The following is a 14,545-nucleotide window of genomic DNA, read 5'->3' as shown; positions in this document are numbered from 1 at the left end:
TCGCTTAGGAGCCTGGCAGGACTTACTATTAAACAAGTCCTGCTTTATGATGGGAAATTTAAATTAGGTTTTACTCGAACGTGCGTTTTCGCAATATTTCCCTTACTTCCATTAAAATCTGGCCTAACATATTTTTGCCGCTGCCATCTTTACCGCAACCCCAATAGTAATCAATAGGGGAATTTTCGACTATTTCCTCATCGCCAGTAGCTAGTAAAATTTCTCTAATTTCGGGATGAGTTTCAAATTTGCGGAGTACGGCTTTTCGCATGATATCATCTTTGACCTGTTCCCAATCTTTGCGGAGGGGACGAGAGCGATCGCGTCCCATTTTTGCGGCATCTTTCGGCGTTTTTGCTTGGCGAATTTGGTCGCAATGAGCCGTTTTGGGAAACTTTTGCGCTTGAAAATAATGTTCGGTAGTTGCCCAATATTCTCCGTCTAACTCGAATCCATGACTGGAAAAATTAGAAAAACAGCCGTATTCGCTGCCAGTAGTGTAGAAATAGATAGGCATAAAGTCGGCGATTTCAATTTCCTTAAGAATGTTGGTCGATCCTCAGTTTTACCTCTCTGGATTATCCACTATCTTCAACCGCAAATCAATAGTTTCAAGATGGGAACCGATGTAAGACAGCAGGGCATAGATAAATACGATCACCCCTACCATTTCCAAAATTTCCTCAACAGAAGCCATCAAACCGTAGATCAAATTTCGCTGACCTACCGCATCTGCATAATAGCCACAAACCATTTCCATGCCAAGTGCTCCACCGACATATATACTGCCGGCCAGTAAAAATAAATCCCTTGTTTTCCCGGGTAGGTGCCGGAGAAACTTGAGATAAGCCAGCCCAGTAACCACAACAAAAATCGCCCCCGGAATTACCCAAATGAAGTAAAAAAGTCCCCCTAAATCCAGTGCCTTTCGCAAGTCGTTAATAATTAATATTTCGTGCAGACTCAAAATTTCATCTAACGAAAAAAATACAAAGATGAACCCCAGCGCTTTCCAGTGTCCAAAATAGCGATCGCCCTGCTTCTTCTTAGCACTAGCAATAATACCTAGCAAAATCGCGCAAAAGAGCAAAGTAAATGACGAGTACCACGAAGGATAATTTATTTCTCTGTCTAAGTTAAACAAACTAATCCAGCGTTGTTGATAGTTAAAACCGTAGCGGAGAACTTGTACGATGCAACCAGCAACAGCAAAGAAGAGCACCCAAATGCTGAGAGAGAAAGCAACTCTCTTCGGCGAAACAGAAATCAGGAATTTCATCAAGTTTTTGATAAACTAGAACAAGGAAAATCAAACTATAAAGTAAAAAGTAAAAAATGGCAATAGCGGCGCAATCCGCCACCTCGGATTTTTATCTACAAAAAATAACCAATCACTGACAATGCACGTTCAAATTGAAACTTTCACTGTCCGCAAGCGGTTTGCGCTTACCATCAGCCGCGGTACAACAGCCCAAAGTACCAATTTATGGGTAAAATTAGCACATGAAGGAATCGAAGGCTGGGGAGAAGCTTCGCCCTTTTCCACAGGTTCTCGGCCCCAAACTACCGAACTTCTGCTAGCCGCATTGCAGGAAGTTGCACCGCTGCTAGAAAAGTTTACTCCGTTCGATCGCCAAAAAATCGAACAAGTATTAACAGAGGTAAACTTACCCTCAGCCGCCCGGGCCGGCATAGACATGGCAATGCACGACTGGCTGGGCAAAAAAGCAGGCTTGCCCCTGTGGAAAATGTGGGGATTAGATCGATCGCGCATTGTCCCCACCTCCGTCACAATCGGCATTAATTCGCCCTCTGGTGCAAGAGAAAGAGTGCGCGATTGGTTTGGGAAAGATGCGACAGCTCCAGCAACCATCAAATACCGCGCCGTTAAGGTTAAATTAGGAAATCCCGCAGGAATCGAAGCCGACAAAGCTATGTTAATAGCAGTGCTAGACGAAGCACCAGCTAACCTTAAAATCAGTGTAGATGCTAACGGCGGTTGGAGTTTGACCAGCGCGATCGAAATGTGTCGCTGGCTGGAAAAATACAATATAAATTATGTAGAACAGCCGCTTTCACCCGTCGCCGATATGGATGAATTCTCAGAACTGTACCGTCAATCGCGCCTGCCGATTTTTGCTGATGAAAGTTGCTTTAATAGTTCCGATATACCCAAGTTAGCGCACTGCGTCCACGGCATCAATATCAAAATGATGAAGTCAGGCGGAGTGACTGAAGCAATGCGGATGATTCACACCGCAAAAGCCTGCAATTTGCAAGTAATGTTCGGCTGCTATTCAGATAGCGCGATCGCAAATACAGCAGCAGCACAACTTTCACCGCTAGCTGACTATTTGGATTTGGACAGTCACTTAAATTTATTAGACGATCCTTTCACCGGTGCGATCGTCGAAAATGGGTGTTTGCTCCCAAACGGGCGATCGGGATTGGGAGTGCGGCGAGTTGAGATTGGAGAATAGAAGTAAGTAGGTCGGCGCAAATAAACTTTACCATGTAACAGAATATCAAGCTATCATAAACTTTGTGATTGCTTTCCTTCGGTTCGCGAAAGCTAAAGTTTCACTCACTGCGTCCAGGCCTGATGTATTTTCAAGCTTCATCTACTTACAGTGAACCAATGACTAAAAACTATCCCATCAAAAATGGCAAAGTTGCTATCTTACTGCATGAGGGAATTATTGGCCCTTCCGGCAAAACAGGCTTAGCATTTTTGCGCTACAGCGAAGCACAAATTGTAGCAGTAATAGACCGCCAATGTGCAGGACAATCTTTACCTGAATTAACGGGTATTCCTCAACAAGTACCGATAGTTGCTTCCGTTGCAGAAGCACTGCAATTGGCGCCGGATATTCTGCTAATTGGTATCGCTCCTTCCGGCGGTATTTTGCCTGCGGAATGGCTGCCAGAAATTAATCAAGCGGTAGCAGCAGGTTTGTCAGTTGTCAACGGTTTGCACGCGAAACTGGCACCTTTGATAACAGTTCCCTTAACCGAAAATCAATGGATTTGGGACGTGCGTCAGGAACCGAAATCTGTCGGTGCGATCGCCTCTGCTGCTGCTGCTAAATTAAGTTGTCGCCGGGTGTTAACTGTCGGCACCGATATGAGCGTTGGCAAAATGTCAACCAGTCTGGAACTCAACCGCACTTGCTTGCAACGGGGTTTGCGTTCCAAATTTTTGGCAACCGGACAAACGGGTTTAATGATCGGAAATGAAGGCATTCCTTTGGATGCAGTGCGAGTTGATTTCGCGGCTGGTGCTGTCGAACAAATGGTGATTAAATTGGGTTCTGAATGCGATATTCTGCACGTAGAAGGGCAAGGTTCGTTATTGCATCCGGGTTCGACGGCGACTCTACCACTGTTGCGGGGTTCGCAGGCAACTCACTTAATTTTAGCTCACAGAGCCAGACAAACTAGCATTCGCAATCACCCGCACGTATCGATTCCCAGGTTATCAAAAGTGGTTGAATTGTACGAAATGGTAGCCGCTGCTGCGGGTGCTTTTTCAGGGGGAAAAGTGAGCGCGATCGCCCTCAACACTCATCACTTAAATGAGGCAGATGCGCTGTTAGCAATAGCTGAAGTTCAAGCAGAAACGGGATTGCCTTGTACCGATGCGGTAAGGTTTGGCGCGGAGGTGTTGTTGGAGGCGATCGACAGTTGATATGTTACAATTAATTACAACTAATAAATAACTACATAAAACTATGACACAAAGCATTCAAGCAAAAACACTGACTCTGCTAGATGTCGAAACAAAATTTAATTTTCAACTTTGTGAAGACGAGCAATTCTTCCGGGAGTGGATTGACGATTTACCGGAAATTAGCGATGACAAAAAGCGAGCGCTCGACAACGTAAAAGCAGGTTATATCAACAGTGTCAAGTACGCGATGCTGGAAGATACCGTAAAAATGGTGGTACTCGCTCCCTTGCTATTTTTAGCAGATTTCTACTTGACTCCCTTTCACATAGAGGCAGAAAAATCAGTAGAACTGACTATTGAAGATGAAGATACAATTGTCAAGGGTAGCATCGATGTCCTGCTATTGCTTAAATCTTTTTGGGTAGTTGCGATCGAAGCCAAACGCTCTCAATATTCCGTTGAAGCTGGGCTTCCTCAGTTACTATTTTATATGCTGAATGACCCCAGCCCCGAACCAGTAACATTTGGGCTTCTGACGAATGGTAGCAGCTTTCGATTTATCAAAATGACCAAACGAGACACACCGCAGTATGCCGTCTCTAAACTTTTCGATATTGCAAATCCCGGAAATGAACTTTACGAAGTTTTTCGGATTTTGAAGCGGCTAGCTGCTATAATTTCCAGTGACAGCCGTTATACTTAAATACACCCTTTGGAACTAGACTCGGAAAATAAGAATAAATTTACTAAAGCTCATTTTATGGAATCATAATGAATGAAAGTTTTTTTTCGTTGCCGTCTGAATGCGCCATCCGCCCAGCTTCAGCTCAAGACATCCAATCAATTAAAATGTTAGTGTGGAGCGCCAAACTCGATCCAACTCAGTTACGCTGGGAGCAATTCTGGGTCATCGAATGCGCTGGGAATTTGGCTGCTTGCGGACAGTTGCGGAAATTTGCGGGCGCGCAAGAATTGGGCAGTTTGGTGGTGGCGAAAGATTGGCGCGATCGAGGTTTGGGAAGCTACCTCACAAAATATTTAATACAACAAGCTACAGAACCGCTATATTTAGAATGTTTGGGAAAGCGGCTCGCATCATTTTATACTCGCTTTGGCTTCGTAGAAGTTTCCGTACAAGAATTGCCGCAGTCGCTTAAATTCAAGTTCGGTTTGTCTCAATTAGCTAAAACTTTATTCAGAATTCCTGTAACAATTATGCAGTATCAAGCAGGTTGTCTATAATTATGACTTTTATGAATTTAAGATTCTGAATTTATGAATGGATTTTAAGTTCGACCTGTTCAATAATTGGATAACAGGGTGCGATCGACCTGCATCGATCAAATACTCCTACCGCCTCCTGATATCTGCGTCAATCTCGATCGCCTATTTTCTATGCCTAAATAGGTAGGTACAAATCAACATCGCATGGGGAGGGCGGGTGAGAGGCGAAGTTTACTTGCTTATATCATAGATCCGCTTACGGGCCCCTAATGGCGCACAGAGTGTCAGAAACCGGGTTTTTAGGGGTTTGGTGCGTAAGTCACGGACTAGATATGTATGGATATTCCGGATTGGGCGATCGAGACGGCGTAAGTTCATAATTCACTGTTTGCGGTAGTCCACTTGGCTAAATTGGCACAGCTACCAGCCTGATAGGTAGGCAGAAACCTTTGCAAAATCGATGTTTGCAGGTTTGAAAGTGTCCTGTGCCAGTACCAGACTCGGAAAGTGGACTGGCGATCGCACCAAAGATATTCAACTCCTGGCAAATTAGTAAATGTAAAGCAAGTGAGTCACAACCCAATCAAAAAATTCAACCCAAAAGTTAAACCCAAAAATCACAGATATTCACAGCAGCAGTAATGCGGAATCAGACAATCTCTAATGTAGCTAACCACATCTACCCTTGAGGTAAATCCCACCAACTGCTCAACAATGAAATCCTTAATTCAATACCTCGGAATTACTGGATTTATACTCCCCGCAACCGCTTCTCAAATCCCCTCAACCTTTGAAAAATTCTTTGCCTTTTATCCTGATAAAACAACGGAAGGCAAGAACAATGAAATATCAAGGCCATCAATCAATCTTAACCGAGGAAATGCAGCCTCTCAAATAGCATAAACAGACAATTACACATCCACATATTTTAACACCACAGGAGTAAATATCATGTTCAACGTAGTAAAAGCTTTCGGCTCGATTTTCTCTACCCAAGGATACAGCGGCGCTAACAATATGCTCATCAAAAATTACGTCAACACCAATTTTAACTATTTCAACGAAGAAGCAGTCGTCGATGAATCGATTTACCCGAATCAAACAGGTCGCGTCCGCTTCCAAGGTAGCTGGTGGCCCGCACGTTGCGATCGCCAAATCACCCTCACACCGGGAGACACCGTTTATGTCATCGGCGTTGACAACATCACTCTGTTAGTTTCCCTCGCTCCCGCAGACTAAATCAGAGCATGAACAACCTGGTAATACATCTCAACCAGGAAATGCTACTTTTCAAAGGGCATAAATAGGCGAGTAAAAATCAATATATTTTAACACAAAAGGAGTCAGGAAAATGTTCAACGTAATAAAAGCTTTCGGTTCAATTTTTTCTACTCACACCTACAGCACAGAAAAGAATCTCTTAATGGATAACTACATCAACACCAATTTTAACTATTTCAACGAAGAAGCAGTCGTCGATGAATCGATTTACCCGAATCAAACAGGTCGCGTCCGCTTCCAAGGTAGCTGGTGGCCCGCACGTTGCGATCGCCAAATCACCCTCACACCGGGAGACACCGTTTATGTCATCGGCGTTGACAACATCACTCTGTTAGTTTCCCTCGCTCCCGCAGACTAAATCATAACTCGATCCAAACGGCCTAACTTTTCACACCCATATCTGATTTCGGCAGGGTTTATTTCAATAGACCCTGCCTTTAGTATGCTTAAATAAGTTGAGACACATACTAGCCATATTTAAACCAGTGAACTTTCAATCAGTCGTTGCCACGTTAAACAAATTCTGGAGCGATCGAGGATGCCTGATCGCCCAATCCTACGACACAGAAAAAGGTGCAGGAACCATGAATCCCCACACCTTTCTCAGAGCAATTGGCCCCGAACCTTGGTCAGTCGCCTACATCGAACCCTGTCGCCGCCCCACCGACGGACGCTACGGCGAAAATCCCAACCGTTTCCAACATTACTATCAATATCAAGTTTTAATTAAACCCTCTCCTCCCAACATCCAAGACATCTATTTAGACTCCCTCAGAGCATTAGGAATTAGCCCAGAAGACCACGACATTCGTTTCGTAGAAGACAACTGGGAATCGCCTACCCTCGGAGCTTGGGGCGTCGGCTGGGAAGTCTGGCTCGATGGCATGGAAATTACCCAATTTACCTACTTTCAACAGTGCGGTAGCATTGACTGTCGCCCCGTATCCATTGAAATTACCTACGGACTAGAACGCCTCGCAATGTATCTCCAAGAAGTCGATGCGATGACGAAAATTCAGTGGAAAGATGGCATAACTTACGGCGACGTTCACCTGCAAGGAGAAATAGAACAGTGTACTTATAACTTTGAAGCTTCCAATCCAGAATTGCTGTTTACTCTATTTGGGCTGTACGAGCAAGAAGCCGAACAATTGACCAAAAAAGGATTGGTTTTGCCTAGTCTTGATTATGTGCTAAAATGTTCTCACACTTTCAATTTGCTCGACGCTAGAGGTGTGATTTCGGTAACGGAAAGAACGCGCTACATCACAAAAATTCGCAACTTGGCGCGGCGAGTTGCTCAGCTTTATTTAGAACAGCGCGAAAAGCTGGGTTTTCCTTTAGAAAAAACTGTAAAAGTTTGAGTTTGAGTTGGATTGTGGGGCGGGCATCTTGCCTGCCTTAAGAACGGGCAAGATGCCCGTTCCACAAAGAGTGAGTTGGATTGGGGAGTGGGCATCTTGCCTGCCTCAAGAACGGGCAAGATGCCCGTTCCACGAAGGCCATATTTTTAATTAATTAAATGCCTAATTATTCGGAAAATAATACTGAAACAAATCCTCAACTGCGACTTGACGGTGTAAGCTTGAAAACACCGATCGCCTCAAGTCATTTGTTGGAAAATATATCGTTTCAGGTACACAAGGGCTCTCGCGTGGCAATTGTTGGCCCTTCAGGTGCCGGCAAAACAACGCTGTTGCGGTTGCTAAATCGGCTCAGCACTCCCACCAGCGGCTCGATTTATCTGGAAAATACAGAATATCGGCAAATACCTGCGATCGAACTCCGCAAACAAATCACCCTCATCCTGCAAGAATCCAAGCTTTTGGGAATGTCCGTGCGAGAAGCATTGGCTTATCCTTTAAAGCTGCGGGGCGTGACTTCATCAAACATTGCTGAGAGAATTAGCGGGGCGATCGAACAACTGCACATACCCCAAGAATGGCTCAACCGCACTGAATTGCAGCTTTCCACAGGTCAAAAACAGCTCGTGGCGATCGCCCGCGGCATCATCCTGCAACCAAAAATCTTGCTTTTAGACGAGCCAACATCCGCCCTAGACGCAGGAAAAGCCGCCCACCTTTTGCAAGTATTGACACAGCTAACAAACGGCCAAACCACAATTGTAATGGTAAACCATCAATTAGAATTAGCCGAGCAATTTAGCACGCGAATTCTGCATTTACAGCGCGGAAAGCTCATCGAAGATTTGCCCTCTAATCAAATAAATTGGGTGCAACTGCGGCAAAATTTAATCCAAGCAGAAGCAGAAGCCCAACAAGAATGGTGAACAAACTAAAAAACATTTTCTGCGACTAGATACGCGGTGGAAATCCCACAACCTTTTTCTAAAGTTGCGCCTAAAGCTGCTTGAATCTCTGAGAGAGATTCGATTGCACTTGTATTTGCTTGGTTTAACCTCTGGTTGCGTAATTAATTTGGATTTTTTAACCGCAGAGGGCGCAGAGGGCACAGAGAAAGAGAAGAGAAGAGGGAAAGAGAGAAGTTTACAAATTGTTGAGGATTGCTAGAGAGACAGCCAGATATTAGCTTTGGGAATGTTGTTTAATGTTGGCATTTGTGATTTTAGGCTAAATCGCTACTGCGGTATTAAACCCATTTTTTGATAAAGTGGCCGGACTAAGTTTTTTAAAGCAGGCAACTGTTTGGTAAAGACTATGGAGCCTAAAACACAAATTATACCTCCAATGATGACTGTGTTGGGAGAGCCGATATAATTGGCCAATCCGCCGGCAACTAAATTCCCAAACGGTGTCACTCCAAAAAATGCCATCGTGTATATGCTCATCACTCTTCCGCGTTTGTCGTCTTCCACAATTGTTTGCAACAATGTGTTTCCTCCGGCAAATTGGATAATGAAACCAAACCCCACAAACAACATCATGATTAATGACAGCCACAAGACGCGGGACAAACCAAAACCTATCAGTCCGAATCCCATAATGGCCGGTGAAATCGCAATCAATTTGCCGAGGCCAACTATACTTTTGCGAGAAATCAAATAAATCGCGCCCGCGAAGGCGCCAACTCCCGAAGATGCCATCAAAAAGCCGAGGGTTTGTGCGTCGCCCTGCAGAATCTTGGTGGCAAAAATTGGGACTAATACTGTGTGGGACATTCCGGCAAAACTTACTAAGGCTAATAGCAGTAAAATTGCTCGAATCGGGGGAAACCCGAAGGCATAAACGAATCCTTCTTTTAATCTTTGTAAGGGTTTGGTATTAGTTGCGGCAATTTTACGGGCTTTGATTTGCATCGCTAATAAGCCCGCAATTACGGCGATGTAGCTGAGCCCGTCAATGAGAAAGCAATAACTTGCGCCGACTGTAGCTATCAGCAAACCTGCAATTGCTGGGCCGATTAATCTGGCGCCGTTGAACATGGAAGCGTTGAGGGCGATCGCATTTGCTAAATCTTCTTTCTTTTCTACAAGTTCCGGCACAAAAGCTTGCCGTGCCGGCGCGTCAAAGGCGTTAATTGCGCCTTGAAAGAAACTCAGCACCAGGATCTGCCAAATGTTAACGACTCCTGTTAGCGCTAAAAATGCTAGCCCTAAGGATTGAACCATCGCTAATATTTGAGTGGCAATTATCACTCGGTGGCGGTTCCAGCGATCGATTAAAACTCCTGCAAAAGGCAGTAAAATTAATGTGGGGATTTGACTTGTAAATCCCACCACGCCGAGCATCCAAGGTGAATCGCTCAAATTGTAGACAAGCCAAACAGTAGCGACTTGTGTCATCCAATTGCCAATTAGGGAGATGCCTTGTCCTGCAAAAAACAGGCGATAATTTCTCGATCGCAGCGCTGGAGGAATTTGTATAGTTTTGATTTTTGCTAGTAGATTCATGCGAGAGTACGGCTAGAGCAATCCTATTTGATTGGTAAACATTTTGTAGGGGTAGCGCCTTTGGGCCTACCCCTAATTAGCCAAGGGCAACCATCGAGGGACTGCCCCTAGACTCATTATTACGAATCATTGAGAATTGCGATATGAGCCGAAAGTTCTATTTTTCAACTCCCGAAAACCTGGATTTGAGTATTGTTAAATTTTTGCCCGCAGCAAAACGATCGCCACATTTAATTTTTCTGTCGCGATCGCTTGACTAACGAAAAATTCCTTCCCCGAATCCTTCCCTCAATTAATGCTCAACAGCCAAGTACCGAGGTAACGCAGCAAGGGAACGTCACCGGGGGTGCGGATGCGGACATTGAAATGGTACATTCCGCCGGGAGATGGGTTTCTAACGTTGGAGAGTACAACCTCAACATTGTTGCCGGCAGCAATTGGTTCTTTGGGATAAATTTCTATGAATCGATTTTCTTTGTCCCAGATTACTTCTTGCAATTCTATTGTTTTGTCTTTGACGCGCACTTTAATGTCTTTTTGGTCAAATTCGCCTTTGTAGTAGTCTGGATAGGATATGTTCAGTTGGGCGATCGCCAAACTTACTTTTTTGGAAGGAATTCGCAGCCGATATCTATCGCCGCTCATCCCGGCTGTACCGTAATCCAAGCGATAGCTTAATTGGTTGGCGCGCTCGGGGCCGCCGAAAATCGTGAATCCTGGCATGGACTGGGCTAAACTGAGGGCGGGTAATCCAGCCACCAAGCAACCTGTAACCGCTAGTGCTGAAAATAATCGTCGCATAACAACTCCTCTAATTAAACTCTTGGTGAACCTTAAATATTGCTCGCCCGAAATTTGCGATCGTGCCTACAATAATATCGAATGTCTCAGCAATTTGATGAGGGCGAGCGACCGGCGGCTGAGGTCACTTTTTTTTGCGTAATTTTTGCGTAATACTGATAACAGACATTCAAACTACAGAAGTAGGCGACATAAAATTATATCATAATCGGTGGCAAACTTAACAGTTTAGCGAATTTGAATGTATAAGATAAGTTAAAGATACGGGTCGAATTTGGGCGATCGGCTTTAGTATCAACGAGAGAAGTTTAGGGGAACGGCTGCTTCAATGTAAAGCAAGGCATCGGGCGATTAAAAATCGCACTTCAAGAAACCTGCGGAGGCAGGTTTTGTCTGCTGTGTAGGCGCGGTTTCAACCGTCCTAGGAAGGCTTAAATAAGGAGAGTGTATGAAATTAGCGATCGCAAAAGAAATAGCAGCAGGGGAACGCCGGGTGGCTTTAGTACCCGACGCTGTAGCCAGATTAGTCAAACAGGGCGTCGAAGTTTGGGTTGAGGCCGGTGCCGGCGCACAATCCTTTTTCTCGGATCTTGCTTACGAAGAAGCGGGAGCTCAGGTTGTCGCCGATACCGCTAGGCTGTGGGGCGAAGCCGATGTCGTCGTGAAAATCGGGGCCTTGCAAGAATCAGAAGTTCATCAACTCCGGGAAGGAGGCGTTTTCATCGGATTTTTGAATCCTCTGGGAGATCCAGCTTTAGTGCAGCGTTTAGCCGATCGCAAAGTAACGGCATTCAGCATGGAAATGATCCCGCGCACCAGCCGCGCTCAAAGCATGGATGCGCTGTCATCTCAGGGTAACGTTGCCGGTTACAAAGCGGTACTGATCGCAGCCGCAGCTTTGCCAAAGTATTTTCCGATGCTGACAACGGCGGCGGGTACGATTCGCCCCGCGAAAGTATTGGTAATGGGTGTGGGCGTTGCTGGCTTGCAGGCGATCGCCACGGCGCGCCGTTTGGGTGCGTTAGTCGAAGCCTTCGACATCCGCCCAGAAACAAAAGAACAAGTGCAAAGTTTGGGCGCTAAATTTCTTGATGTTGAACTCAAGGAAGAAACCGTCGCCGCCGGAGGTTACGCTAAAGAATTATCAGAAGCCGCCAAAGAATACACCCGCCAAGTGCTAACCCAACACGTCAGCGCTTCCGATGCAGTTATTACAACCGCTCAAGTTCCTGGCAGAAAAGCACCTATTTTAGTTACTAGAGAAATGGTTTCTCAAATGAAGCCCGGATCGGTAATTGTTGACCTCGCGGCGGAACAAGGCGGCAATTGCGAATGTTCTGAAGCGGGGAAAGATGTTGAATGGAACGGCGTTAATGTCATCGGCCCGATTAATGTGCCCTCGTCGATGCCTGTCCACGCTAGCGAAACTTACTCGAAGAATATCTCCTCTTTACTTCAGTTGATGGTGAAAGATAAGGAACTCAATTTGAATTTTGAAGACGATATCATTGCTGGTGCTTGCGTCGCCCGCGACGGTGAAATTAGCAACCAGCGAGTTCGCGATGCTTTGGCAGCTCAGGCTTCAGCAGTCAGTTAGATTCTGTCGTTATGAGGCAAAGTCCGGCAAGGGTTGAAACCCCTGCCTCAAAGCTAAAGTCCTCTCAAGAGGACTGAAGAACTGATTAAATATCTCCAGAAAAGGCTTTTTTTGTTTGCTGACTAGGGTCAGATCCCCCCTAGCCCCCCTTAAGAAGGGGGGAACAAGAAGTATTCAAAGTCCCCCTTCTTAAGGGGGATTTAGGGGGATCGAGACTCGGCCACAAACGAGAGAGATAAAGGACTTTAGCGTTAATTTCACACCAATTTCCAATTACCAATTACCAAGTGTTATGGCAGAAGGATTGATTGCAGGTTTAGTGGTGTTTACTCTAGCGTCGTTTGTGGGATTTGAAGTAATTAATAAAGTCCCGCCGACGCTGCACACACCTTTGATGTCGGGATCGAATGCGATTTCAGGAATTGCGGTTTTAGGTGCAATTCTGATTTCAGGCCAAGGCAATGTGACTGTTACTTCGATTTTGGGGACGATCGCGATCGCCCTGGCCACAATTAACGTTGTCGGCGGTTTCTTAGTAACCGATCGAATGCTGCAAATGTTCAAGAAAAAAGAGGTTAAAGCGTGAGCGATTTTCTGCCCAGTGGCATTCAACTAGGTTATTTAGTTGCCGCATCTTTGTTTATTATCGGTTTGAAACAGTTGGGTTCCCCTGCAACTGCCCGTCAAGGGAATGTGTTAGCTGCGATCGGGATGTTAATTGCGATCGTCGGTACGTTGCTGGAAAAGCAAGTAGTCAGCTACGAATTGATTGCTGTCGGAATTATCGTCGGTTCCATTTTGGGAACAATTATGGCGAATACTGTGGCGATGACGGATATGCCGCAGATGGTGGGTTTGCTTAACGGTTTCGGGGGCGCGGCTTCTGCACTCGTTGCTGTGGGCGAATTCTGGCGCTATCTCAGCATCCCGGAATCGCCAACTCCAGACGCGACAATCACGATCCTTTTGGGCGTGTTGATTGGCGGAATTACTTTCACTGGTAGCCTTGTGGCGTTTGCGAAACTGCAAGAATTGCTACCTGGTGCGCCCATGACGTTTCCGCTGCAACAGCCGTTTAATGCCATGCTGGCGATCGCACTTTTAGCCGGCAGCGGTTATATGCTGTTTAACCCGGAGAATGTGCCGGTATTCCTGGCTTTGGTGGCGATTTCCAATATTCTGGGCATCATGTTTGTGCTACCGATTGGCGGTGGCGATATGCCGGTGGTGGTGTCGCTGCTTAACTCTTATTCGGGGATTGCGGCGAGTGTGGCTGGGTTCATTTTGATGAACAATATGCTGATTATCGCTGGTGCATTGGTGGGCGCGTCTGGGATTATTTTGACGCAAATCATGTGCAAGGGGATGAATCGATCCCTTTCTAGTGTGCTGTTTAGCGCCTTTGGTAGCGGTGGCGGTAGTGCTGCGGGTGCTGCTGGGGCTGCTGGTGTTACTGACAAAACTGTTCGCAGCATCAATCTCGAAGAAAGTGCGATGATGTTGGGTTATGCGCGATCGGTTGTAATTATTCCGGGTTACGGGATGGCTGTAGCGCAAGCACAGCACGCGGTGCGCGAGTTAGCCGACGGTTTGGAAAAAATGGGTGTTGACGTGAAATACGCGATTCACCCGGTGGCTGGGCGGATGCCGGGGCACATGAATGTGCTGTTGGCGGAAGCAAACGTGCCTTATCCGCAGTTGTACGATATGGACGATATCAATCCGCAGTTTGACGAGACGGATGTTGCTTTGGTAATCGGGGCTAACGATGTGGTGAATCCGGCGGCGCGCCACGATACGGCGAGCCCGATTTACGGGATGCCGATTTTGGAGGTTGATAAGGCTAAGCATACGATCGTGATTAAGCGCGGGATGAGTGCTGGTTTTTCTGGTGTAGATAATGAGTTGTTCTACAAGGATAAGACGATGATGTTGTTTGGTAGCGCTAAGGATGTGGTTGCCAAATTGGTTTCTGAGGTGAAGCAATTGTAGGATTTTTTAACCGCAGATGAACGCGGATTAACGCGGAAGATCAAACCCGGTTTCTCCAAGAAACCGGGTTTTTGTTGGGTTTTTGTTTTGATTTCAATATTCTTTAGTA

Annotated in this window: 16 protein-coding genes; 12 read left to right on the top strand and 4 right to left on the bottom strand. The window is 45.8% G+C overall.

Going from position 1 to position 14,545, the window contains the following annotated elements; genetic code table 11:
* Positions 1–70 precede the first annotated feature (70 nt).
* Positions 71–517, bottom strand: a complete 447-nt coding sequence (locus QUA57_RS13795) for an NADAR family protein (RefSeq protein ID WP_333061499.1) — start codon at positions 515–517, stop codon at positions 71–73.
* A 48-nt stretch (positions 518–565) separates the two neighbouring features.
* Positions 566–1,279 (bottom strand): hypothetical protein, encoded by a 714-nt coding sequence (locus QUA57_RS13790; protein ID WP_333061500.1) that lies wholly within the window; start codon positions 1,277–1,279, stop codon positions 566–568.
* 121 nt (positions 1,280–1,400) lie between these two features.
* On the opposite strand from QUA57_RS13790, the gene QUA57_RS13785 reads away from it, so the two are divergent.
* The 9 genes from QUA57_RS13785 (at position 1,401) to QUA57_RS13745 (ending at position 8,465) form a co-directional block, all read left to right on the top strand.
* The gene (locus QUA57_RS13785) at positions 1,401–2,480 is read left to right on the top strand and encodes a dipeptide epimerase (RefSeq protein WP_333061501.1); all 1,080 of its coding nucleotides are present in this window, start codon (positions 1,401–1,403) and stop codon (positions 2,478–2,480) included.
* Positions 2,481–2,638: 158 nt separating this feature from the next.
* Positions 2,639–3,688: a DUF1611 domain-containing protein gene (locus tag QUA57_RS13780; RefSeq protein WP_333061503.1), complete on the top strand. Its 1,050-nt coding sequence runs from the start codon at positions 2,639–2,641 to the stop codon at positions 3,686–3,688.
* 43 nt (positions 3,689–3,731) lie between these two features.
* Positions 3,732–4,373, top strand: a complete 642-nt coding sequence (locus tag QUA57_RS13775) for a type I restriction endonuclease (protein ID WP_333061505.1) — start codon at positions 3,732–3,734, stop codon at positions 4,371–4,373.
* Between the two features lie 68 nt (positions 4,374–4,441).
* The gene (locus tag QUA57_RS13770; protein ID WP_333061506.1) at positions 4,442–4,912 is read left to right on the top strand and encodes a GNAT family N-acetyltransferase; all 471 of its coding nucleotides are present in this window, start codon (positions 4,442–4,444) and stop codon (positions 4,910–4,912) included.
* A gap of 696 nt (positions 4,913–5,608) precedes the next feature.
* A complete protein-coding gene (locus QUA57_RS13765) occupies positions 5,609–5,797 on the top strand; it encodes a hypothetical protein (protein WP_333061508.1) in 189 nt (62 codons plus the stop codon).
* A 48-nt stretch (positions 5,798–5,845) separates the two neighbouring features.
* Positions 5,846–6,133: an NfeD family protein gene (locus tag QUA57_RS13760; protein WP_333035279.1), complete on the top strand. Its 288-nt coding sequence runs from the start codon at positions 5,846–5,848 to the stop codon at positions 6,131–6,133.
* A gap of 112 nt (positions 6,134–6,245) precedes the next feature.
* Positions 6,246–6,533, top strand: coding sequence for an NfeD family protein (locus tag QUA57_RS13755; protein ID WP_333061510.1), 288 nt, complete (start codon positions 6,246–6,248; stop codon positions 6,531–6,533).
* Between the two features lie 127 nt (positions 6,534–6,660).
* Positions 6,661–7,539: a glycine--tRNA ligase subunit alpha gene (gene glyQ / locus QUA57_RS13750; RefSeq protein WP_333061511.1), complete on the top strand. Its 879-nt coding sequence runs from the start codon at positions 6,661–6,663 to the stop codon at positions 7,537–7,539.
* Between the two features lie 158 nt (positions 7,540–7,697).
* On the top strand, positions 7,698–8,465 hold the full coding sequence (locus QUA57_RS13745; protein ID WP_333061512.1) for an ATP-binding cassette domain-containing protein: 768 nt from the start codon (positions 7,698–7,700) through the stop codon (positions 8,463–8,465).
* A gap of 309 nt (positions 8,466–8,774) precedes the next feature.
* Here the strand turns inward: QUA57_RS13745 and QUA57_RS13740 are convergent, their stop codons facing one another.
* Positions 8,775–10,046 carry an MFS transporter gene (locus tag QUA57_RS13740; protein WP_333061513.1) on the bottom strand — a complete coding sequence of 424 codons (1,272 nt, stop codon included), beginning with the start codon at positions 10,044–10,046 and terminating at the stop codon, positions 8,775–8,777.
* A 288-nt stretch (positions 10,047–10,334) separates the two neighbouring features.
* Positions 10,335–10,847 carry a DUF2808 domain-containing protein gene (locus tag QUA57_RS13735; RefSeq protein ID WP_333061516.1) on the bottom strand — a complete coding sequence of 171 codons (513 nt, stop codon included), beginning with the start codon at positions 10,845–10,847 and terminating at the stop codon, positions 10,335–10,337.
* A 448-nt stretch (positions 10,848–11,295) separates the two neighbouring features.
* Here QUA57_RS13735 and QUA57_RS13730 point away from each other — a divergent pair, with 448 nt between their 5' ends.
* The 3 genes from QUA57_RS13730 (at position 11,296) to QUA57_RS13720 (ending at position 14,436) form a co-directional block, all read left to right on the top strand.
* The gene (locus QUA57_RS13730) at positions 11,296–12,444 is read left to right on the top strand and encodes a Re/Si-specific NAD(P)(+) transhydrogenase subunit alpha (protein WP_333061518.1); all 1,149 of its coding nucleotides are present in this window, start codon (positions 11,296–11,298) and stop codon (positions 12,442–12,444) included.
* Between the two features lie 292 nt (positions 12,445–12,736).
* Positions 12,737–13,030, top strand: coding sequence for an NAD(P) transhydrogenase subunit alpha (locus QUA57_RS13725; protein ID WP_006633295.1), 294 nt, complete (start codon positions 12,737–12,739; stop codon positions 13,028–13,030).
* Positions 13,027–14,436, top strand: a complete 1,410-nt coding sequence (locus QUA57_RS13720) for an NAD(P)(+) transhydrogenase (Re/Si-specific) subunit beta (protein ID WP_333061519.1) — start codon at positions 13,027–13,029, stop codon at positions 14,434–14,436. Before QUA57_RS13725 ends, QUA57_RS13720 begins: the two co-directional genes overlap by 4 nt.
* The last annotated feature ends 109 nt before the right edge of the window (positions 14,437–14,545 follow it).

The organism is Microcoleus sp. Pol7_B2, assembly GCF_036701035.1.
Lineage (GTDB): Bacteria > Cyanobacteriota > Cyanobacteriia > Cyanobacteriales > Microcoleaceae > Microcoleus.
The sequence above is the reverse complement of the archived record's forward strand: the minus strand, read 5'-3'. Positions and strand labels throughout refer to the sequence as shown.